At 38.9% G+C, this 20,181-nt stretch carries 22 protein-coding genes and 1 pseudogene; 5 read left to right on the forward strand and 18 right to left on the reverse strand.

The window, feature by feature from the left end; genetic code table 11:
* Positions 1 to 34: 34 nt before the first annotated feature.
* The 5 genes from ACH8JV_RS02720 to ppx are packed head-to-tail and all read right to left on the reverse strand — an operon-like array spanning position 35 to position 5,134.
* Positions 35 to 604 (reverse strand): YggT family protein, encoded by a 570-nt coding sequence (locus ACH8JV_RS02720; RefSeq protein WP_002054582.1) that lies wholly within the window; start codon positions 602 to 604, stop codon positions 35 to 37.
* A 21-nt stretch (positions 605 to 625) separates the two neighbouring features.
* Positions 626 to 1,462 (reverse strand): pyrroline-5-carboxylate reductase, encoded by an 837-nt coding sequence (gene proC / locus ACH8JV_RS02725; RefSeq protein ID WP_079377114.1) that lies wholly within the window; start codon positions 1,460 to 1,462, stop codon positions 626 to 628.
* Complete coding sequence (gene tilS, locus ACH8JV_RS02730) at positions 1,437 to 2,837, reverse strand: tRNA lysidine(34) synthetase TilS (protein WP_396519609.1); 1,401 nt, start codon at positions 2,835 to 2,837, stop codon at positions 1,437 to 1,439. The genes proC and tilS overlap by 26 nt, the downstream gene beginning before the upstream one ends.
* Entirely contained in the window at positions 2,774 to 3,595 is an 822-nt protein-coding gene (locus ACH8JV_RS02735; RefSeq protein ID WP_213688850.1) for an acetyl-CoA carboxylase carboxyltransferase subunit alpha, read from the reverse strand. The genes tilS and ACH8JV_RS02735 overlap by 64 nt, the downstream gene beginning before the upstream one ends.
* 18 nt (positions 3,596 to 3,613) lie before the next feature.
* Complete coding sequence (ppx, locus tag ACH8JV_RS02740; RefSeq protein WP_311069605.1) at positions 3,614 to 5,134, reverse strand: exopolyphosphatase; 1,521 nt, start codon at positions 5,132 to 5,134, stop codon at positions 3,614 to 3,616.
* A gap of 279 nt (positions 5,135 to 5,413) precedes the next feature.
* Between ppx and trxA the strand changes: the two genes are divergently transcribed.
* Together trxA and rho are read left to right on the forward strand one after the other, a co-directional pair.
* Positions 5,414 to 5,740, forward strand: a complete 327-nt coding sequence (gene trxA / locus ACH8JV_RS02745) for a thioredoxin (protein WP_002054512.1) — start codon at positions 5,414 to 5,416, stop codon at positions 5,738 to 5,740.
* Between the two features lie 320 nt (positions 5,741 to 6,060).
* On the forward strand, positions 6,061 to 7,329 hold the full coding sequence (gene rho / locus ACH8JV_RS02750; RefSeq protein WP_001054522.1) for a transcription termination factor Rho: 1,269 nt from the start codon (positions 6,061 to 6,063) through the stop codon (positions 7,327 to 7,329).
* Positions 7,330 to 7,488: 159 nt separating this feature from the next.
* On the opposite strand, the gene ACH8JV_RS02755 is transcribed toward rho, so the two are convergent.
* The gene (locus ACH8JV_RS02755) at positions 7,489 to 7,647 is read right to left on the reverse strand and encodes a hypothetical protein (RefSeq protein WP_396519611.1); all 159 of its coding nucleotides are present in this window, start codon (positions 7,645 to 7,647) and stop codon (positions 7,489 to 7,491) included.
* Between the two features lie 93 nt (positions 7,648 to 7,740).
* Here ACH8JV_RS02755 and ACH8JV_RS02760 point away from each other — a divergent pair, with 93 nt between their 5' ends.
* Positions 7,741 to 8,001: a hypothetical protein gene (locus tag ACH8JV_RS02760; protein ID WP_396519613.1), complete on the forward strand. Its 261-nt coding sequence runs from the start codon at positions 7,741 to 7,743 to the stop codon at positions 7,999 to 8,001.
* A gap of 172 nt (positions 8,002 to 8,173) precedes the next feature.
* On the opposite strand, the gene ACH8JV_RS02765 is transcribed toward ACH8JV_RS02760, so the two are convergent.
* From ACH8JV_RS02765 to pheS, 3 genes are read right to left on the reverse strand one after another with little or no spacing between them, the layout of a single operon-like run.
* Positions 8,174 to 8,470 (reverse strand): integration host factor subunit alpha, encoded by a 297-nt coding sequence (locus tag ACH8JV_RS02765; RefSeq protein WP_000126166.1) that lies wholly within the window; start codon positions 8,468 to 8,470, stop codon positions 8,174 to 8,176.
* Positions 8,467 to 10,848, reverse strand: a complete 2,382-nt coding sequence (gene pheT, locus ACH8JV_RS02770; protein ID WP_396519615.1) for a phenylalanine--tRNA ligase subunit beta — start codon at positions 10,846 to 10,848, stop codon at positions 8,467 to 8,469. Before pheT ends, ACH8JV_RS02765 begins: the two co-directional genes overlap by 4 nt.
* 32 nt (positions 10,849 to 10,880) lie before the next feature.
* Complete coding sequence (pheS, locus tag ACH8JV_RS02775) at positions 10,881 to 11,861, reverse strand: phenylalanine--tRNA ligase subunit alpha (RefSeq protein WP_002054514.1); 981 nt, start codon at positions 11,859 to 11,861, stop codon at positions 10,881 to 10,883.
* Positions 11,862 to 12,018: 157 nt separating this feature from the next.
* Between pheS and ACH8JV_RS02780 the strand changes: the two genes are divergently transcribed.
* Positions 12,019 to 13,020, forward strand: a complete 1,002-nt coding sequence (locus tag ACH8JV_RS02780; RefSeq protein WP_396519617.1) for a hypothetical protein — start codon at positions 12,019 to 12,021, stop codon at positions 13,018 to 13,020.
* A 6-nt stretch (positions 13,021 to 13,026) separates the two neighbouring features.
* Here ACH8JV_RS02780 and ACH8JV_RS02785 read toward each other — a convergent pair whose 3' ends face one another.
* The 5 genes and pseudogenes from ACH8JV_RS02785 to ACH8JV_RS02805 form a co-directional block, all read right to left on the reverse strand.
* On the reverse strand, positions 13,027 to 13,530 hold the full coding sequence (locus ACH8JV_RS02785) for a GNAT family N-acetyltransferase (RefSeq protein WP_000803553.1): 504 nt from the start codon (positions 13,528 to 13,530) through the stop codon (positions 13,027 to 13,029).
* Between the two features lie 58 nt (positions 13,531 to 13,588).
* Complete coding sequence (locus ACH8JV_RS02790) at positions 13,589 to 14,146, reverse strand: NADAR family protein (protein ID WP_396520002.1); 558 nt, start codon at positions 14,144 to 14,146, stop codon at positions 13,589 to 13,591.
* Between the two features lie 90 nt (positions 14,147 to 14,236).
* Positions 14,237 to 14,596, reverse strand: coding sequence for a 50S ribosomal protein L20 (rplT, locus tag ACH8JV_RS02795; RefSeq protein ID WP_000124858.1), 360 nt, complete (start codon positions 14,594 to 14,596; stop codon positions 14,237 to 14,239).
* 11 nt (positions 14,597 to 14,607) lie between these two features.
* A complete protein-coding gene (gene rpmI, locus ACH8JV_RS02800; protein WP_002054552.1) occupies positions 14,608 to 14,802 on the reverse strand; it encodes a 50S ribosomal protein L35 in 195 nt (64 codons plus the stop codon).
* 11 nt (positions 14,803 to 14,813) lie between these two features.
* Positions 14,814 to 14,921: pseudogene (locus ACH8JV_RS02805) on the reverse strand (hypothetical protein); the annotation flags it as partial.
* Between the two features lie 129 nt (positions 14,922 to 15,050).
* On the opposite strand from ACH8JV_RS02805, the gene nreB reads away from it, so the two are divergent.
* Entirely contained in the window at positions 15,051 to 16,301 is a 1,251-nt protein-coding gene (nreB, locus tag ACH8JV_RS02810; RefSeq protein WP_396519619.1) for a nickel resistance MFS transporter NreB, read from the forward strand.
* 40 nt (positions 16,302 to 16,341) lie between these two features.
* Here nreB and ACH8JV_RS02815 read toward each other — a convergent pair whose 3' ends face one another.
* The 4 genes from ACH8JV_RS02815 to thrS form a co-directional block, all read right to left on the reverse strand.
* A complete protein-coding gene (locus ACH8JV_RS02815) occupies positions 16,342 to 16,770 on the reverse strand; it encodes a YqaA family protein (protein WP_004698584.1) in 429 nt (142 codons plus the stop codon).
* A 54-nt stretch (positions 16,771 to 16,824) separates the two neighbouring features.
* Positions 16,825 to 17,445 carry a glutathione S-transferase N-terminal domain-containing protein gene (locus ACH8JV_RS02820; protein ID WP_000566575.1) on the reverse strand — a complete coding sequence of 207 codons (621 nt, stop codon included), beginning with the start codon at positions 17,443 to 17,445 and terminating at the stop codon, positions 16,825 to 16,827.
* Between the two features lie 206 nt (positions 17,446 to 17,651).
* Positions 17,652 to 18,203 carry a translation initiation factor IF-3 gene (gene infC / locus ACH8JV_RS02825; RefSeq protein WP_079377112.1) on the reverse strand — a complete coding sequence of 184 codons (552 nt, stop codon included), beginning with the start codon at positions 18,201 to 18,203 and terminating at the stop codon, positions 17,652 to 17,654.
* Positions 18,204 to 18,208: 5 nt separating this feature from the next.
* The gene (gene thrS / locus ACH8JV_RS02830; RefSeq protein WP_396519621.1) at positions 18,209 to 20,131 is read right to left on the reverse strand and encodes a threonine--tRNA ligase; all 1,923 of its coding nucleotides are present in this window, start codon (positions 20,129 to 20,131) and stop codon (positions 18,209 to 18,211) included.
* Between the last annotated feature and the right edge of the window lie 50 nt (positions 20,132 to 20,181).

Below are 20,181 nucleotides of genomic sequence, written 5' to 3' on the forward strand. Positions count from 1 at the left end.
GCTGTGAAATACAGCCCTTTTTTATCGTCTCAACTTAAAGTCCAGTTAAAAGAACTTTAGCGACTTCATTCATTAAAATTTCGGCAATATAGAGTGCCAAGAAAGCCAAAATTGGAGATAAATCAATCATCCCCATGTTAGGTAGTAAACGACGGAACGGCGCTAATAATGGTTCGGCTAAATCTTGAATCACCTCAATGTAAGGTGAACGAGATTGAGTGAACATAACCACCCAACTTAAAATGATTGTCGCGAAAATTAAATAACGGCAGAAACGAATCAAATCTTGGATCATCGTCACAAATGTCAGAATCACTAAATGAATCGGACTATTTGGCATTGAACCTGAAAGATACATCACACCGAAAATTTTCAGTAAATATAAAATAATTAAAAGAACTAACGCGGCTAAATTGAACCGGCCTTTTGCAACCGTTGGAAAAATACGGCCAAAAATATCAACAATCTTCGTCGCCTTTACTGTCGATAAAACCACAGGATTATAAGGACTTACTGCCGCCAATTGCATTAAGAACCGGAAAAAGACCAATAAAATCGCAACGTTAATTAAAATTCCAAAAATTAGCGCAGAATTTGCACCCATAGTTGTCTTATCCTATTAAAGCTATTTTGCACTGTCACTCAGTTCTTGAGCCAATTCTTGGCTACGTTTCTGTGCAGCAGCTAATGCAGATTGAATATTTTGAGAGATTTGTGCACGATCAAAAACTTCAAGTGCAGCTTGTGTTGTACCATTCGGTGAAGTCACATTTTTACGTAGTTCAGACGGAGTATTTGAACTCGTAATTGCCATTTGAGCCGCACCTAATGCTGTTTGAAGTGTTAATGCAGTTGCAACTTTTTCATCTAGCCCTAGATTTTTACCTGCGCGGATCATACTTTCCATGAGGTAGAAGAAATAAGCCGGACCTGAACCTGAAACTGCCGTTACCGCATCAATTTGAGCTTCGGAGTTTACCCAAATTGTTAAACCAGTTGCTGCTAAAATTTGACTCGTTAATTCACGGTCTGAAGCACCAACCACATCAGTCGCATAAATACCATGTGCGCCAGTTTGAACTAATGCTGGCGTATTCGGCATAACACGTACAATTCGTTCGCTATCAATAAGATTTGATATTGTCTTAATTTCCGCACCAGCAATAATCGAAATAACCAGTTTATCCGATAATAGGCCTTTCAACGGGCGTAGAACATTTGCTAAAACCTGTGGTTTTACAGCAAGTACTACAACATCTGCATTTTTAATTGCAGCCACATTATCTTGGGTTACATGAACTTCTTTTTCTTGTAATAAATGACGGATTTGTTCAACTGGATCTGAAACGGTAATACGTGTTGGCGGCAAACCTCTTGAAATCAGCCCGCCGATCAACGCTTGAGCCATATTACCACCACCAATAAAACAGATATTACTATTTACTGCACTTGTCATAACCATATTCGCCATTTACCAGATCACAAAAATGAGAAATTAAATCTGGTTGCCATCCCCCTTGCTCACAATACGGAGACTGAGCCAACCAAAATCCCTTCGGTGTAAAAACCCCAAGCATAACATTATCTATGACTAATATTTGAATTGTATGACGAAGCCAAGGCAAAATATGTGCCTCTTGAATCGCTTTTTTTAATGGCCATTGCCCAACACGACCATATAAATGGACTTTTTCACCGCCTTGACGTCGAATTATTTTTAATTCTTTATTTAATAAAGAATGACTTAAACCAATTTCTTTAGACACAATATAAAAACTTCCAGAAGCCCCCTGCCACTTTTCTTCTAATTTAAATGTATGCTCGAGTTCAGCTTCAACCGGATTTAAAGTTTCAGCAAGATAAACCTGTTTACTTAACCTATAGAGTATATTTTGATAACGAACATAGTAAAACTGGTTCCAATGTAAAGCAGCTTGAGCATCTGACTTAGATTCAATAACTTCAGTCTTTAAGCGCTCGACCATTTCAAATGCAGGCCGATATTGCCCATCACCCTTCATCCAAGCAGAAAGTAATTGACGTTGACGGGCAGATGACAAATCTAATAGTTTAATTAAATCTAAGCATTCAGCTGTTCCACAATGCTTTAAATCGGCTTTCAAAACCTCTTCTAAAATTTCAGAAGCATCTTGCATGAGATAACTGGTTCGGCTCAATGCCTGCTGCATTTTTGGAAATCGTTTTGTTAAAAATGGCCAAAGCTCTTCACGACACCACACACGATCGTAATGGGTATCATAGTTCATTGGATCATCAATATACTTAACTTCAAGCTGAGCAGTCCAAAAAGCAATTTGCTCACGTGTTAGATCCAAAAAAGGGCGCCAAATTGTCATGTTTGCACGGTAATCAATGGCTTGCATCGCAGCAAGTCCATCTACACCTGTACCTGACAATAACCGTAAAATAGCTGTTTCGGCCTGATCTTGCTGATGATGAGCAAGCAATAGAATTTCATTTTTTTGTAAATGTTGCTGATAAGCTTGATAACGTGCTTGACGTGCTTGAGCTTCCAGATTCCCATCAGAAATCTGAACTTTTTGAATAATATAAGGAATATTTAAATTTGTTGACTGACTGGCAACAAATTCCCCCCATTCTGCACTTTGTTCTTGCAGTTGATGATCAATGTAAATTGCTCGGATCTTTTGAGGGAAAATTTGAGCCATTAAATGTAGTAGTAGCATTGAATCCATGCCACCACTACATCCAATAAGAAAAGAACTATTTTCTGAAAACTCTTGAGCCTGCTTTAAGACGTGATGCCTAAATTTTCGCTGCCAAACTTCATTAAACGTTGATAACGTGCTTCGCATCGTTCATTTGCATCCATTGGTAGCAACTCTTCCAAAGCTTGCTTCAAAACCACTTTTAGGTTTTGCATAACACGCTCAGGGTCTAAATGAGCCCCTTCACCTTCATCTACTACATATTCAACAATACCTAGAGATTGTAGTTTATCTGCTGTTAAACCTAAAGCTTCACTCGCTTGAGCCGCTTTTTCAGCAGTCTTCCATAAAATAGAAGCACAACCTTCTGGTGAAATTACAGAATAAATACTATGCGATAACATAATTACTCGGTCTGCAACACCAATACCTAAAGCACCGCCAGAACCACCTTCACCAAGTACTGTTGCAACAACAGGAACTTTCAAACTTGAAAGTTGAGCAAGGCTAGTAGCAATTGCTTCAGCTTGTCCACGTTCTTCAGCACCAACACCTGGATATGCGCCCATCGTATCAATAAATGTGAACACCGGAAGATTAAAACGCTCAGCCATATCTAATAAACGCTGAGATTTACGGTAACCTTCAGGGTTCGCCATACCAAAGTTATGCTTTAATTTTTCACGGGTACTACGACCACGGTGTTGTCCAATGACCATCACAGGTTGACCGTCAAAACGAGCAAGACCACCTACCATCGCACCATCGTCACCAAACAAACGATCACCATGCAAGGCATCAAACTCTGTAAAGATTTCACCGACATAATCTAGAAACTGCGGACGATCAGGATGACGTGCAATTTGAACCGTTGTCCACGCTTTGGACTGAGTAGCTTTTTTCATAGGTCGAATATTATCCCTTTAATCGATAAATTTTTCCGACTGAATATTCAATTCAATGTCCCAATGCTTAAACTGCTCTTGCTCATCATGCAAGTCGGCAACTAACAATGGCCATTGTTTGGCATCACCAGAAACACTAAGCTGCCATTGTTGATCATTTATAATGGTCAATTCAATGGCAGGAAGCATCTGATCACTACGACTATGGTTGAGTAAAACTGCAAGGCGAAGTAATAAACTTAAGTAAAGTAATTTATAACCGCCAGCCTTTAAAACTTCATTTTTTACATCATTACGTAATTTGCGACGATGATGAGCAACCAAATGTGAAAGATGGTTTTGATCAATTTGTGAGAAACCTGGAATATCAGAATGCTGTAATAAATAAGCACCATGACGATGGTAACCACCATGACTTATTGCTAAACCAATTTCATGCAAATATGCAGCACGGCGCAGTAAGTCACTGTCTTCACTCGTTAAATTAAGTGGTTTTGCCACACCATCAAATAACTGTTGAGCTGTATTTACAACTCGTTCTGCTTGTTTCGGATCAGCGTTATAGCGCCCCATAAGGGCTTGTACACTACGATCTCGGATATCTTCATGCTTAAAACGACCTAACAGGTCATACATGACTCCTTCACGCAATGCACCATCAGAATATGCCAAATATTCAATTTCCAATACTTCAAAAACTGCGTACAAAATTGCCAATCCGGCTGGCAAAACTGCTCGTCGGTCTTCTCGAAGTCCTTCAAAATCAATTTCAGAAATATTTTTGAACTTAAGTAACTTATCTTTAAGTTTATAGAGGCCTTCACGAGTGACATTTTCTTGTTCGTCACTTAACCCCATATTCACCATAATTTGACGACAGGCTTTAATAGTTCCACTTGAACCAACAACAGTATCCCAACCTTCCATCTTATAAGTCGTTGCGATTGCTGAAAGTTCTTTACGGGCAGCAACTACTGCCTTATCGAATGCTTTTTGTGTGATTTCACCATCAGCAAAATAGGCTTTTGTATAAGCTACACATCCCATTTGTAATGATTCGGTATAAATTGGCTCAAACTCTTCGCCAATAATAAACTCGGTAGATCCCCCACCAATATCCACAACTAAACGACGTCCACCGTTAGCCATCGTGTGAGATACACCAAGGTAAATCAGTCGTGCTTCTTCACGACCCGCAATAATTTCAATAGGCTTAGGTAAAATTTCGGCCGCTTTTTGAATAAATTCATGACCATTTTTAGCCTGACGTAAAGCATTGGTTGCCACAATTCTTAAACGATTGGGTTGAACAGAACTTAAACGTCCCACAAAACGAGCTAAACATGCTAATCCACGTTGTTGTGCTGCTTCTGTTAAATTTTTATTTTCATCAAGACCAGCCGCAAGCTGTACTTTTTCTGACATTGAAGCCACTTTTTTAACTTCACCGTGATCTACCCGTGCAATTGCAAGGTGAAAACTGTTCGACCCCATATCTATGGCAGCAAGTAATTCTTCATCAATCAGAAAATCAGACATTATTGAACTAAACCCATAACAATTCACGCCTAGAGTAATTCACAAGAATGCAATTGAAAAGCCATTTTCATCAACAATTAATAGACATCGATATTTTTCTATTTGTTAAACGATTGTACAAGCCGATGGTGAATATCGTGAGCATCCATTAGACAAATTCAGTTAAGCCTTGAATAATAGCATCAAACCCTTACATTGAACTAAGTAGCTATGTAATACTGATAGAGATTATATCCTCATATAGTGATAGCACTTTTTTCTAAAAATTGGAGCCCTACCATGTCTGCGACTATTGTAAATACAACTGATGATAACTTCCAAGCAGATGTTCTAGATGCAGAAACACCTGTACTTGTTGACTTCTGGGCAGGTTGGTGTGCACCTTGTAAAGCAATTGCACCTGTTCTTGAAGATTTATCAAGTGAATATGCTGGTAAAGTAAAAATCGTTAAAGTTGACGTGACTTCTTGTGAAGATACTGCAGTGAAATACAATATCCGTAATATTCCTGCTTTATTACTTTTCAAAAATGGTGAAGTAGTAGCTCAGCAAATCGGTGCTGTACCTCGTTCTAAACTCGTTAGCTTCATTGACGAAAACGTTTAAGACGAAACGTTACAGATGAAAATACGCTATATCTCTATAGCGTATTTTTTTCGGCTATAAATTGACAAATTAGCTGATCTCACTTATATTGCATGCTCAAGAGGCACTGAAGGGAATCGTCTTCTGTCCGGCTTCTTACAAGACACAAACATAAAGATCGCCACTCGGCAACAGAAATTGTTTTTTCACATTTCTCTTCGAAACAGTTAATCAGACTTCTGAATTGTTATTGTGTAAATACAATTGCGATACTCTTTTTTGTATGCGAGCGATTTTTCTTCTTTTAAACCACACTCTACTCTTTCCTAATTCTGACCCTTATGAATTTAACTGAACTCAAGAAAAAACCAATCGGCGAACTAATTAAAATTGCTGAATTTATGGGCCTTGAAGGTATGGCTCGTAACCGAAAGCAAGATATTATCTTTGCCATCTTGAAACGCCATGCAATGAATGGCGAAGAAATTTTTGGTGACGGCGTTCTTGAAATTCTCTCTGATGGTTTTGGTTTTTTGCGCTCTGCCGCAGGTTCGTATTTAGCAGGTCCGGATGATATTTATGTGAGTCCTTCACAAATCCGACGCTTTAACTTGCGTACAGGTGATACCATCACAGGTACTATTCGCCCTCCGAAAGAAGGTGAGCGTTATTTCGCGTTACTCAAAGTTAATCAGATTAACTATGACACGCCTGAAAATTCTCGAAATAAAATTTTATTTGAAAACTTAACTCCCCTTTTCCCAACCGAACAATTGGTTATGGAACTAGGTAATGGTACAACAGAAGACTTAACTGCTCGTGTTGTCGACTTAGTTGCCCCAATTGGTAAAGGTCAACGTTCGATTATTGTTGCACCGCCAAAAGCGGGTAAAACAATGTTACTTCAAAACATTGCTCAATCTATTGTGAGAAACAATCCGGAAGTGTTCCTTATTGTTTTACTCATTGATGAGCGCCCAGAAGAAGTAACTGAAATGGAACGTACTGTACGCGGTGAAGTCGTTGCTTCAACATTTGATGAAGCACCTGCACGTCACGTACAAGTAGCTGAAATGGTCATTGAAAAAGCAAAACGTCTTGTTGAACATAAAAAAGATGTTGTGATTTTGCTTGACTCTATTACACGTTTGGCTCGTGCATATAACACTGTAATCCCTTCATCAGGTAAGGTATTAACTGGTGGTGTAGATGCACATGCATTAGAACGTCCAAAACGTTTCTTTGGTGCTGCTCGTAACATCGAAGAAGGCGGTTCTTTAACAATCATCTCTACTGCGCTTATTGAAACTGGCAGTAAAATGGATGATGTAATTTACGAAGAATTCAAAGGTACAGGTAACCAAGAAATTACACTTGATCGCCGTATTGCTGAGAAACGTGTCTTCCCTGCCATGAATATTAAGAAGTCAGGTACACGTCGTGAAGAACGTTTAATGGATGAAGATAAATTACGTAAAGTCTGGATCCTTCGCAAACTCCTTCATCCTATGGATGAGTTGGCTGCTATGGAATTCTTACTTGACCGTATGAAAGAAACCAAAACAAATGATGATTTCTTTGATCAAATGAAACGTAAAGCTTCAACTTAATCATTAAGTTGTTCCCAAGAAGCTACTCTCATGAGTAGCTTTTTTATTTGGTTGACATGCTTTACACAAAATTACATTTTACTATTCCTTGTGTAAGTATATATTTAAGCTTTTGAAAACAAATATTTTTAATATAAAAAAATTATGTTTTTTAGCAGTTTACTTATACCTTTTCCAATATATCCAATCTATTTGATTGTTTTTTTCTGTTAAAAAACAGACTGTTTTTTCGATTTTTCTGCGCTTTTTTGACAGGTGACAGTAGTATTTCAACATGCGCAGTGATAGCATAGCGGCAGACCAGTTAGACTGCTCCATGCGTTGTTACCTAGCTACGTTTAGGAATAATAAAAGCAAAACAGCCTAACTTAGGTTTTTTTAATCTCAAATTTTTTTTGTGAGAGTGATGCCATGTTATTCAAAAAATTCGCTGTTGCTGCTGCTGTTGCTGCTACTTTAGCTTTCGTTGGTTGTACTAAGAAAGAAGAAGCTCCTGCTGCTGCTGCTGCTTCTGAAGCTGTAGCTGCTGCTTCTGAAGCTACTGCTGCTGCTTCTGAAGCTGCTACTGCTGTTGACGCTGCTGCTTCTGAAACTGCTGCTGCTGCTTCTGACGTTGCTGCTGCTGCTTCTGACGTTGCTGCTTCTGACGCTGCTGCTTCTGCTGCACACTAATCTATATTTTAGATTAGATAAAAAAAGAGGACTTTATGTCCTCTTTTTTTATACCTAAATTTTATGTTTACGCATCAAAATAGATTTGATGTATCAACGGCTAAGCATACTTTTCTAATATTAAGAAATATTTATTCTAGGTTTATTTAAAATTATAAATAAAAAAAGCAGATCAATCGATCTGCTCATTTCCAACGCGTTGTCTAAATTTCTGACCCGCTCTAAAGGTCACTACACGGCGTGCAGAAATCGGAATTTCTTCGCCTGTTTTTGGATTACGTCCTGGACGCTCGCGTTTATCTCTAAGTTCGAAATTACCAAAACCAGAAAGCTTAACCTGCTCACCCGCGATAAGCGCTTGGCTAATTTCGTCAAAGAACAACTCGACCATTTGTTTTGCTTCACGGCGATTTAAGCTGGTTAACTCACTTAAATGATCAGCCATGTCTGCTTTAGTTAGTGCTGTCATGAGGCCCTCAATGTCGCTTGATAAGTGTTTTCCAACACTTGGATTATATTGTCCATACCAGATTTAATTTCAGCATCTTCAAGCGTACGTGAAGGATGTTGCCATAATAATGCAAACGCTAATGAGCGCTTACCTTCTTCGACACCCTGCCCCGTATACACATCGAATAACCAAGTAGAGTCTAAAAGCTCTCCACCAGTTTTTTCGATTAACTGCTGAATATCTCTAACATTTATATTATCAGAGATTAAAAGCGCAATATCACGTCTAACCGAAGGAAAACGTGATAATTCTGTAAAATTAGATACATAAGATTGCAAAACTGCTGCCTGATCAAGCTCAGCAACCCAAGTTGTGCTCAAATCGAGCTCATTTTCTAAAGATGGATGCAAACGACCTAGGTAACCAATTGATTGGCCATCAACTAAGATTTCAGCAGATTGTCCTGGATGTAACCAAGCACGCTCTGAACGAACATATTCGACTTTGACACGTCCAGCAGCTAAAACTTCTTCTACTTCACCTTTGAAATCGAAGAAATCCATTGGCTGTGGCTTAGCATGCCATGATTCTGGTTCACGAGAACCTACAGCAATTAACGCTAATGTCGGGATTTGCTTTAAGTCTTGAATAGAAGTGGCATCTTGATAATCAAAACGCAAACCAAGCTCAAAGAAACGCACACGGCTTTGTTGACGGTTTAAATTATATTGTACACAAGGAATTAAACTAGAAAGCAATGTGCTACGCATTACTGCTAAATCACTTGAAATTGGATTTGCTAGCATGAGTGGATTTACTTGCGGGTTTAACTGCTTTTCAAGTTTTGCATCAGCAAAGCTAAAGCTGATTGCTTCTTGGTAACCCAAAGTGACTACTGTTTGGCGTAGTTGTGCAATTTCAAAACGATCTTGGTACTTAGCAAGCTGAACATCCATACTTGGTAAGCTAATCTGGATATTGTCATAACCATCAATACGTGCAACTTCTTCAATCAAATCTTGATAAATTGCCATATCGTAGCGATGTGATGGTGGAACAACGCTCCACTCACCTTCAGCTTTAACAGTTACTTTACACCCTAGTCGAGTTAAAGCATCTGTAATGAAATCAGCAGCAACTTGATATCCCAATAATTGGTCTACTTGAGCTTGCTTGAGTTCAATAGCTTCACGTTTTGGAAGTAAATCAGTTTTTTCAGCTACAGTGATAGGACCAAACTCACCACCCGCTAATTCTTGAATGAGCTGAGAAGCACGATTCATCGCAATTAATGGCAATTCAAAATCTACACCGCGTTCATAACGTTGCGAAGAATCTGTATGTAAACCAAAACGGCGAGCACGCCCAGCAATCGCAAGCGGAGCGAAGAATGCGCTCTCCAAGAAGATATCAGCCGTATCATCAGTTACACTTGATGCTAGACCGCCCATAATACCAGCGATTGCTAGTGCTTTCTGGTCATCTGCAATCACCATCACATCTTCTTGCAACTCAACTTCTTGATCATTCAAAAGTTGCAACTTTTCTAGTGGATGAGCTTGACGTACATGTACAGTTCCTTCGATTTTAGCTAAATCGAAAGCATGCATTGGCTGACCTAATTCCATGAGGACATAGTTCGTTACATCAACCAGAATACTGTGAGTACGAATTCCTGAACGTGCTAAAGCTTGTTCCATCCACTCTGGAGTTGCAGCTTTTATATTCACGTTTTTAACTACACGTCCTAAGTAGCGTGGAGCACCATCCGTGCTGATCACTACTTTTTTCTCATCAGTGATTGTCGCATCAACTGATTTGATTTCAGGCTCATTCATTTGCAGTTGGTTAATTACTGCAATCTCACGTGCGATACCACGGATACTGAAACAGTCACCACGGTTTGGTGTAATACTGATATCGATGACGTTATCATCAAGTTTTAAGTATTCACGGATGTTTACCCCTACTGGAGCATCGGCAGGTAGCTCAAGTAAACCATCGATTTTATCTTCAAGGTCAATTTCAGAAGCGCCGCACAGCATACCCTGTGACTCGACACCCCGAAGCTTACCTTTTTTGATTTTAAAATCGCCTGGTAATACTGCGCCAATAGTTGCGACAGGTGCTTTCATGCCAGCACGAACGTTAGGAGCACCACATACAATTTGCAGAGGCTCACCTGAACCAATATTCACTGTTGTGACACGCAGACGATCTGCATCAGGGTGTTGCTCAACTGTTAAAACTTCACCAACCACAACCCCAGTAAATGGCTTAGCAACAGGTGCTAGTTCATCTACCTCAAGACCAAGCATAGTCAACTGATCAGATAATGTATCACTATCAATGGCTGGGTTAACCCATGTGCGTAACCAATTTTCGCTAATCTTCATCTTTATAAACCTTATTTAATCCTGAAAAAATGTTAGGCAAATTGGCGTAAAAAACGCACATCATTTTGATAGAACATACGCAAGTCATTGATGCCATAACGCAACATTGCAAAACGCTCTACCCCTAAACCAAAAGCAAAGCCTTTGTATTTATCAGGATCAATACCCGCAGCACGTAATACATTTGGATGTACCATGCCACAGCCTAATACTTCTAACCAACGTCCACGCTCATCCATGATATCTACTTCTGCACTAGGCTCTGTAAATGGGAAATATGATGGGCGGAAACGTACTTTTAAATCTTTCTCAAAAAATTCATTCAGTAGGTTAATTAATAAACCTTTTAATTCAGCAAAGCTGGTGTTCTCAGCAACGTACAAACCTTCGATTTGATGGAACATTGGCGAATGCGTTTGGTCTGAGTCACAGCGGTATACACGGCCCGGACATACAATACGAATTGGCGGCTGACTTGTTTCCATGGTACGAATTTGCACACCAGAAGTATGCGTACGCAACAAATGGTTTGCATCGAAATAGAAAGTATCGTGCATGGCACGTGCAGGGTGGTGCCCAGGAATATTTAATGCTTCAAAGTTATGATAGTCATCTTCAACTTCTGGTCCTGTTGCAACTGTAAAACCAGCTTTAGTAAAGAACTGGCAAATACGTTCTTGTACTTGAGTAACAGGATGAACTGTACCAATGCGCTGTCCACGACCTGGTAAAGTAATATCAATGGTCTCATTTGCTAGTTTTTGCGCTAGCGCAGCTTGTTGTAATGCCGTTTGACGCTCAGTTAAAGCGCTATTAATTGTTTCTCGAACAGCATGAATCGCAGCACCTTGTACTTTACGTTCTTCAGGGTCCATTTTCCCTAATGCTTTCGATTGTTCTGCAAGCTGGCTTTTTTTCCCTGTAAATTGCACACGCACCTGATCAAGTGCAACAAGGTCTTGAGCTGCTGCAATGGCAGCAAGCGCTTCTGTGGTCAGGGCTTCCAGTGACATATTAACTCTCAAAGCAACAAATTTAAAAATATAATAAAACACTGCATTCTAACAGTTTTTCACCGTATTGATGAAGTTTATCCATCATGAAAAATGTATTAGGCAACAAAAAGATAAAACGTATAAAATAATACTATCGTCAATGAGATCAATTATTATGGCGCTCAATCAGATTTGGAAACAACAACTTACACTTGTGACCTACGGTAATGAATACCTTCGCCAGAATTTAAGCTTCAACCAATGGCGACAACATCATATTTTTGACCAACATAGTTTTCAGTTTCGTGACTTAGTTTCACAGCATTTACTTGCTCAACATTTCCAAGTTTGGCTAGAAGCACTCAAAAAACAGGGAACAACCCAAATCTCTCTTCACTTATCAACCATCTTAAATGAAGAGCAAAATCCAAATAATAATGTAGAACTTTTACCCTATACCCATTTTATTGTAAGCCATCAAAACAATAAAAAAATCGCATGGATTTTTGGACATGAGCTTGCCGAATGGTACAGCAGCGATAACGAGTTTGAGCCGCCTCTGACTCAACGCAGCGATTTACGCTTAGAGACTTTCTGGCGTTTTGAATTGAATGAAAAATTATCTAAAAAAGTTGAAGCTGACTTAAAAGCACCTCAATGGGATGAAATTGCAAACTTTATGGAAACTGAGTTATTTCGAAGTAAGTATGCAGCAGGTTTTGAAGAACCAGAATTTCAGAAAAAATATTTTGATGGGTCAACACATCAAATTTCGGTAGAGCATCAACCAACTCTTGCACTTATACCTGAAAGCTACCCAGCAGATTGTGCACATCAACTCCTCTACCGCACTCAGGCCTTATCAGATTATTTAGAGCAGAAAAAACGCACCGCAAATGATCCTTTAGGGGAAGACTTAGACCAAGAACAAATTATTAACTTAAGAAACTTTACCCACAAAACTGACGACCTATTTGCAAAACTTATTGTGAAAGCAGCAAATCACTATCAAACAGCTCAATTAAAACCTGTTGAGAAACCTTCTCCTTTTGATGCAACGAATGAGTCCGCAGCTCATTTAAAAGCACCTCATCATAAGGCTGGAGGAACAGGTGTAATCAAGCTTATTGTTCTGACAATAATTATTTGTGCCTTAGCTTATTATTTTGGTCTTTAATCAAGATTAAAGTTCCCATTCATAAAATAGTTCTGTTATTCCGAGGCCGAACTCTGGTAGTTCGGCTTCACCAGTTAATTTGGCTCCCATTTTTTCATAGAAGAAGCGACTTGGATTTTTATTAAAAACCTCTAAACGAATAAAAGCATAACCTTGATTTAAAGCGCATTGATAGAACTTTTGGAATAACGCACGCCCTACTCCTTTTCTTTGAATTTCTCCTAATAAATAAAAAGCACGAATTTCAGCAATATTATTTTCCGGATTTAAATAACCATCGAGAAAGCCTTTCACTACTCCATTTTCAGTATAGATAAATAACTTATGATCAGGACTTCTACTTATCTCTTTCCATAACTGTTGTTTATCTAGTACGTTAAGCTTATTCAATATTTCTTGCTTAATCATACCTGTATAGGTTTCTTTCCAACTCTGTACATGTACTTCTGCAATAGACAATGCATCCTTAAATGATGCTATACGAATATCTGTGTCATTTAATGGTTTCAATTCACTTCCCTCATGTCACTACTTTTTAGAGTGAAGCATTAATTCGTCTCGTACTAATCTACTCAGTTAAAAGTAACTCTCGAACATGTATTAAAGCAAAACCCAACAAATTTAGTCCTTGCCATAGAGATGGATCTTGAATGTGTGGATGGTCTTGCGCCATACCAACACCCCAAATTTTATCGACTGGAGATGCTTCAACCAAAATACGGTCTTTTGTTGCTAATAAGAATTTTTTTAACTCCGGATGCTGTGAGAATTTAGCAAAATTCGCCTGCACCACGATGTCAAAACGTTTTTCTTGCCATATCTGTTCATTATAATTACGTACTTTACGGCCTAATTGCTTCGCTTCATTCGGATGTTTAACCTGCAAAATCTGTGCAAAAATTTCTTTATCATTAAATAATTTTGCTTTTTGTGCCATCATATAGTGCTCAGCAGTAAAGTATTCAATACCTTCTACATTAAATTGCGCAGGAAACCACTGGCTAAAACAGCTTTTATCAATAAGATTAGCTTTCTTAGGAGTATGTCCCCAGAAATATAAATATTTGAACTGGTGACCTTGCTGTACTTTTTGAATTAAATCATTTAGAAATTTTTCGTCTTTCATCATTTATCTCTGATTATTTTCTTTTTTAAAATAGAACCACTAAAAATAAAAAAGACCGCTAAAAAGCGGTCTTTTTTTGAATCTCTAAGCTTATGCAGCTAATGCGCCTTTAGCTTTTTCAGCTAAAGCAGCAAATGCTACTGCATCATGCATAGCGATGTCAGCTAATACGCGACGGTCGATGATCACTTGAGCTTTTTTCAAGCCATCGATCATACGGCTGTAAGACAAACCGTTTTGACGAGCACCAGCATTGATACGCGCAATCCATAGAGCACGGAATTGACGTTTCTTTTGACGGCGGTCACGGTAAGCGTATTGACCAGCTTTGATTACCGCTTGGAACGCTACGCGGTAAACGCGTGAACGAGCACCATAGTAACCTTTAGCGCGAGCAAGAATTTTTTTGTGACGACGATGAGCCACTACACCACGTTTTACACGAGCCATTTATAATCTCCTTAGATGTATGGGCACATACGACGAACTGAATTCATGTCAGAAACATGAACCATTACACAGCCGCGTAATTGACGGATACGTTTAGCAGATTTTTTGGTCAAGATGTGGCGCTTGAACGCTTGTTTACGCTTAAAACCGTTTGCAGTCGCTTTGAAGCGTTTAGCTGCACCACGGCGAGTTTTTAACTTAGCCATAGTAACCTCTTTTAGGCACCTGTTCGGCGCGATTGCACCATTGCAAAATCGACCTGCAGGTAAGGAAGCGCGTATTTTATAGCATGCTGACTAAAATTAAAACTACTCGTAGCATTTTTTTGGATTGATGTCTTAACAAATTAAAAATTTATATTGTTTATTTAGAGATTGGTCACTGCTAATAAATTCAACATCATGGCTTGTTTAGCTCTATAATATGTTCAAATTATCAACATACGATATTTCAAATGCAGAAACATGATGCATTCGCTGCACTGCGCTATAGAGATTTCTCTATTGTTACCATTAATCAATTTTGCTTAACGTTAGCAATTTTGATTCAAGAAATTATTGTTGCTTATTCACTTTATCAAATTACCAAAGATCCTCTAACTTTAGGTTTAATTGGTCTCGCAGAAGCCATTCCATTTATTGCCCTATCCCTTTGGGGTGGCTATTTTGCTGATAAGTTTAATAAACAGGTCATCATGAAAATCTGTTTATTTTTCTCAGTGCCTCTACCTTTAGTTTTGTGGCTGTTGTTCCATCTGTATGGTTTAGGCCATATCAGCGTAAATTTCCTTTCTTGGGGTATTTATGCAGTCATTTTTGGCTTAGGTACCATACGCGGGTTTTATAATCCCTCTGCTACATCATTGAAACCATTCTTAATTCCACGCGAGCTTTATGCCAATGGCGCAACATGGACAACGATTGGTTGGCAAAGTGGTGTGATTATTGGGCCTATGCTAGGTGGGTTTATGCTTGCTTATTTAGGCAGAGAAACCAGTCTTTTTAGTGTTGCAGCCCTACTCAGCATCTGTTTTATTCTGATTAATTTATTACAAAAACGAAGCTTTCCTAAAATTGAAACTACCAATGTATTAGAAAGTTTAGGTGATGGTTTCCGCTTTATCTGGAAAACCAAAATAGTTCTCTGGGCTATTTCATTAGACCTTGCCTCTGTTTTATTTGGAGGTGTGATTGCCCTACTACCTATCTTTGCCGAAGATATTTTAAAAGTGGGACCAGAAGGCTTAGGTTATCTACGTGCCGCGCCATCTATTGGTGCCCTCATTACCATGATTGCTTTGACTCGTTTTCCTCCAACTCAGCACGCATGGCGTAACATGCTATTAGCAGTTGCTGGGTTTGGTATATTTACAATCCTTTTCGCTTTCTCAAACAATATGTGGTTATCACTATTTGCACTGGCGATGACAGGTGCTTGTGACAGTATTTCAGTTGTGGTTAGACAAACCATTTTGCAAATTTTCCCGCCAGAAAATATGCGTGGTCGCGTTGCGGCTGTAAATGGAATGTTCGTTTCATCTAGTAATGAATTGGGTGCATTTGAATCAGGCCTAGCAGCTAAATATTTGGGAACGATTGCCGCGACTATTTTTGGTGGTTGTATGACACTTGCAGTGGTCACGTTCTGTTGGTTAAAAACCAACGACCTATTTAAAGTCGACATTACCAAAAGCTCAGAAGACTAATTAAATCCTTTTAATAAAAGCATCTTCGGATGCTTTTACTTTAAATAAAGTCTGTAATTACCCAATAAATGAAAATATAACGCCCAGCCTTAGCAATAAGAACCATAAATAAAAAGCGCCAAAAATTTTCTTTGAATAAGCCAGCAACCAAAGTAATTGGATCACCAATCACAGGTGTCCAACTTAAAAGCAGCGAATAAAAGCCATACTTATGATAAAAACGTTGAGCTTGTTCTAGACGTTTTTCAGAAACTGGGAACCATTTTTTATGTTTAAACTGTTCTATTTTTAAACCTAACCACCAGTTCACACATGAACCGAGTACATTTCCGAAAGTAGCAATTGAAATGAGAAGAAAAGCGGAATGTTGATTTTTTAATAATAAAGCAGCGAGTACAGCTTCTGATTGTAGCGGTAATAATGTAGCCGCTCCAAAAGCACTCAAAAAAAGTAAAAAGTAACTTAGCATATTAAATTAAAACCAAACTACCTTTCACTTTATTCATTGCGCTACCAAGCAAAATTAGATGACTTTAATTGATAAAGCTTTTTGTACCGCAGGACGTGCTGTTAGGCGGACAATATATTCTTGCACATATGGATAGTCCTCTAATTGAATCCCCTGCCATTCATATCGCAAGATCCAAGGCAGAATTGCCATATCAGCAATTGAGTATTCCCCCGCAACAAATTTTTGCCCTATAAGTTGTTTGTTTAATACGCCATATAAACGCTTAGTCTCATTTACATATCGGTCTATAGCATAAGGAATTTTCTCTGGCGCAAAGCGGTTAAAATGATGATTCTGCCCAAGCATAGGCCCTAGTCCACCCATTTGCCACATGAGCCATTGTTCAACTTCAACTCGCTCTTGTTCATCTGTTGGATAGAATAAGCCAGTTTTTCTACCTAAATATTGTAAGATCGCACCAGATTCAAATACTGAAATTGGCTCACCACGTGGACCGTCCTGATCGACAATTGCAGGAATTTTATTATTCGGGGAAATTTTCAGGAAATCTGGTTGAAATTGATCATTTTCTAAAATATTAATTGGATAAAGGGTGTAATCCAGTCCCATTTCTTCTAAGGCAATTGTGATTTTATGTCCATTGGGTGTTCCCCAATAATATAGATCAATCATTCTATTTTCCTATTCATCGTTATCATGACTGCGTCTTGCGTTATATCATGTTTTGGCTAATACAATGATATCTCCAACACCAAAAAACACATAAAATTTGAGAGTAAGTTTGGTTTAAAAAGTTATTAAATCGCATTTTAAAGATACTAAATCACGAAATGACAGGCAAAAAAAAGCACTGCTTTTGCAGTGCTTTTTTATGAGTATTACTTTTTCTTTTTCGGTCCAAGTAACATACCCATTTGTCGACCTTCCATTTTCGGAGCTTGCTCTACAATACCAAACTCAGCTACGTCTGCTTCAATCTTTTGTAATTGAGCTAAACCAAGTTGTTGGTGAGCCATTTCACGACCACGGAAACGTAAGGTGATTTTGACTTTGTTACCTTCTTCAAGGAACTTCAAAATAGCACGAAGCTTAACTTGATAATCACCTACATCAGTTGCTGGGCGTAGTTTGATTTCCTTCACTTGCACTTGATGCTGTTTTTTCTTGGCATCTTTTTGCTTCTGTTTCAGGTCAAACAAGTGCTTGTTGTAATCCATGATTTTACAAACAGGCGGCTCAGCGTTTGCGACAATCTCAACAAGGTCAAGATCTGCATCCTCAGCAGCACGCAGTGCTTCATTTAATGAAACAATTCCTTTTTGCTCACCATCAGCAGCGACGAGGCGTACTTCTTTTGCACGGATCTCATCGTTAATTGCTGGACGGTTACTCTTTGCACCTTGTTGTTGGTTACGGTCAGGCTGTTTAATCTTTCTTACTCCACAATATACCGGCCACGTTCGGCGACGGCAGATTTCACTAAGTCAATGAAAGCATCCACTGACATAGTACCTAAATTTTTTCCTGAGCGAGTACGTACATTCACTGTACCTTCTTCAACTTCTCGATCACCAAGAACTAACAGGTAAGGAATGCGCTCTAGAGTACGCTCACGAATCTTAAATCCGATTTTTTCATTTCTCAAGTCAGAAATAGCGCGAAGGCCATTTTCCTTGAGTTTTGCCACAACTTGCTCACTTGCTTCCGCTTGAGCGTCGGTAATGTTCATGACACATGCTTGTACAGGTGACAACCAAGGTGGCATAAAACCAGCGTAGTGTTCAATTAGTATACCAATAAAACGCTCAAAACTACCAAGAATTGCACGGTGCAACATTACAGGCTGATCACGTTCGTTTTCTTCAGTTACATAAGAAGCGTCTAAACGAACTGGCAAGTTGAAGTCACACTGAATGGTACCACATTGCCATACACGACCAAGACAGTCTTTTAAAGAGAACTCAATCTTTGGACCATAAAATGCGCCTTCACCCGGCTGCAATTCCCATTTAAGACCAGCTTCATCTAAAGCATCTGCTAAAGATTTTTCAGCTAAATCCCAAAGTGCGTCATCACCTACACGCTTTTCCGGGCGAGTAGATAACTTCATTTGAACTTCTTCAAAGCCAAAATCTTTATAAACATCTAAAGTGAGTTTAATAAAGTCTGCAACTTCTTTACCGATCTGTTCTTTAGTACAGAAGATATGTGCATCATCTTGTGTAAAGCCACGAACACGCATAATACCGTGTAAAGAACCAGATGGTTCATTACGGTGACAAGAACCAAACTCAGCTAAACGAATTGGTAAATCACGATAAGATTTTAATCCTTGGTTGAACACTTGAACGTGACAAGGACAGTTCATTGGTTTTACAGCATAGTTACGACTTTCAGAATGAGTCGTAAACATGTTTTCTGCATAGTTTGCTGCGTGACCAGATTTCTCCCAAAGCGTAAAGTCTACGATTTGCGGAGTTTTAATTTCTTGGTAACCATTGTCTTGCTGAACTTTACGCATGTACTGCTCTAGTACTTGATAAATAGTCCAACCATTTGCATGCCAGAACACCATACCTGGTGCTTCTTCTTGCATATGGAATAAGTCTAATGCTTTACCAATTTTACGGTGGTCACGCTTTTCAGCTTCTTCAATACGCTTGATGTAAGCTGCTAACTGTTTTTTATCAGCCCAAGCAGTACCATAGATACGTTGAAGCTGTTCATTCTTCGCATCACCACGCCAGTAAGCACCAGAGATTTTAGTAAGCTTGAATGATTTTAAGAATTTTGTGTTCGGTACGTGCGGACCACGACACATATCTACATATTCTTGGTGGTAGTACAAGCCCATTGCTTTTTCTTCAGGCATGTCTTCCACAAGACGTAATTTATATTCTTCGCCGCGGTCAGTGAATACTTTGATGACTTCATCACGCGGTGTCATTTTTTTGATAACGTCATAATCTTGATCGATGAGCTTTTTCATACGCTCTTCGATTGCTGCCATATCATCCAATGTAAAAGGACGTGGCATCCAGATATCGTAATAGAAACCTTCTTCGATGACTGGACCAATCACCATCTTTGCTTCAGGGAAAAGTTGCTTTACTGCATGCCCTACAAGGTGTGCACAAGAGTGGCGAATGATCTCAAGACCTTCTTCATCTTTTGGAGTGATAATTTGTAAGGTCGAGTCTTCGGTAATTAAGTCACATGCATCAACTAAGCGATCATTTACTCGTCCAGCAACAGTATTTTTTGCTAAACCAGGCCCAATACTTTGAGCGACTTCCATAACAGATACAGGGTGATCAAAACTCTTTTGATCGCCATTTGGCAATGTGATAATTGGCATAGAAAAATCCTTAAGGAGTGATGCCCTATACGAAGGAGCATTTCACCGCG

Origin of the sequence: Acinetobacter sp. ABJ_C5_2, assembly GCF_044538485.1 — a bacterium.
GTDB classification, from domain to species: domain Bacteria; phylum Pseudomonadota; class Gammaproteobacteria; order Pseudomonadales; family Moraxellaceae; genus Acinetobacter; species Acinetobacter nosocomialis_A.

Excerpts from the sequence above, each read along its gene's own strand:
- ACH8JV_RS02720 (WP_002054582.1), bottom strand. The coding sequence starts at position 604 with ATGGGTGCAAATTCTGCGCTAATTTTTGGAATTTTAATTAACGTTGCG.
- proC (WP_079377114.1), bottom strand. The coding sequence starts at position 1,462 with ATGGTTATGACAAGTGCAGTAAATAGTAATATCTGTTTTATTGGTGGT.
- tilS (WP_396519609.1), bottom strand. The coding sequence starts at position 2,837 with ATGCGAAGCACGTTATCAACGTTTAATGAAGTTTGGCAGCGAAAATTT.
- ACH8JV_RS02735 (WP_213688850.1), bottom strand. The coding sequence starts at position 3,595 with ATGAAAAAAGCTACTCAGTCCAAAGCGTGGACAACGGTTCAAATTGCA.
- ppx (WP_311069605.1), bottom strand. The coding sequence starts at position 5,134 with ATGTCTGATTTTCTGATTGATGAAGAATTACTTGCTGCCATAGATATG.
- trxA (WP_002054512.1), top strand. The coding sequence starts at position 5,414 with ATGTCTGCGACTATTGTAAATACAACTGATGATAACTTCCAAGCAGAT.
- rho (WP_001054522.1), top strand. The coding sequence starts at position 6,061 with ATGAATTTAACTGAACTCAAGAAAAAACCAATCGGCGAACTAATTAAA.
- ACH8JV_RS02755 (WP_396519611.1), bottom strand. The coding sequence starts at position 7,647 with ATGGAGCAGTCTAACTGGTCTGCCGCTATGCTATCACTGCGCATGTTG.
- ACH8JV_RS02760 (WP_396519613.1), top strand. The coding sequence starts at position 7,741 with ATGTTATTCAAAAAATTCGCTGTTGCTGCTGCTGTTGCTGCTACTTTA.
- ACH8JV_RS02765 (WP_000126166.1), bottom strand. The coding sequence starts at position 8,470 with ATGACAGCACTAACTAAAGCAGACATGGCTGATCATTTAAGTGAGTTA.
- pheT (WP_396519615.1), bottom strand. The coding sequence starts at position 10,848 with ATGAAGATTAGCGAAAATTGGTTACGCACATGGGTTAACCCAGCCATT.
- pheS (WP_002054514.1), bottom strand. The coding sequence starts at position 11,861 with ATGTCACTGGAAGCCCTGACCACAGAAGCGCTTGCTGCCATTGCAGCA.
- ACH8JV_RS02780 (WP_396519617.1), top strand. The coding sequence starts at position 12,019 with ATGGCGCTCAATCAGATTTGGAAACAACAACTTACACTTGTGACCTAC.
- ACH8JV_RS02790 (WP_396520002.1), bottom strand. The coding sequence starts at position 14,146 with ATGAAAGACGAAAAATTTCTAAATGATTTAATTCAAAAAGTACAGCAA.
- rplT (WP_000124858.1), bottom strand. The coding sequence starts at position 14,596 with ATGGCTCGTGTAAAACGTGGTGTAGTGGCTCATCGTCGTCACAAAAAA.
- rpmI (WP_002054552.1), bottom strand. The coding sequence starts at position 14,802 with ATGGCTAAGTTAAAAACTCGCCGTGGTGCAGCTAAACGCTTCAAAGCG.
- nreB (WP_396519619.1), top strand. The coding sequence starts at position 15,051 with ATGCAGAAACATGATGCATTCGCTGCACTGCGCTATAGAGATTTCTCT.
- ACH8JV_RS02815 (WP_004698584.1), bottom strand. The coding sequence starts at position 16,770 with ATGCTAAGTTACTTTTTACTTTTTTTGAGTGCTTTTGGAGCGGCTACA.
- ACH8JV_RS02820 (WP_000566575.1), bottom strand. The coding sequence starts at position 17,445 with ATGATTGATCTATATTATTGGGGAACACCCAATGGACATAAAATCACA.
- thrS (WP_396519621.1), bottom strand. The coding sequence starts at position 20,131 with ATGCCAATTATCACATTGCCAAATGGCGATCAAAAGAGTTTTGATCAC.